Here is a 221-nt window from a genome sequence, read left to right on the forward strand (position 1 = left end):
GCAATGCAGGTGGGGATGGTAGGTGAGAGTCTGGCCCCAGCTGTGCAGCACTGCGATGAGGCCGATCTCAGCGCCTAAAGCGTGTCGCGATTAATCGGCCTCATATCCGGCAGCCTTGAAGAAGTTTCTGCATTCGGTTGGCTTGAACAGATGGCAGATGTCACCGAGGGCTTGGCAGAGTGCGTCGAAGGTTCTGGCCGCCTTCTTTCGCAGCAGCGCCT

Annotated in this window: 1 pseudogene; it reads right to left on the reverse strand. The window is 58.4% G+C overall.

Annotated elements, in window-relative coordinates:
- A pseudogene (locus tag P9272_RS36045) lies at positions 1 to 99 on the reverse strand (transposase); the annotation flags it as partial.
- Between the last annotated feature and the right edge of the window lie 122 nt (positions 100 to 221).

It is taken from the genome of Mesorhizobium sp. WSM4976 (assembly GCF_029625685.1).
Classification (GTDB): Bacteria; Pseudomonadota; Alphaproteobacteria; order Rhizobiales; family Rhizobiaceae; genus Mesorhizobium.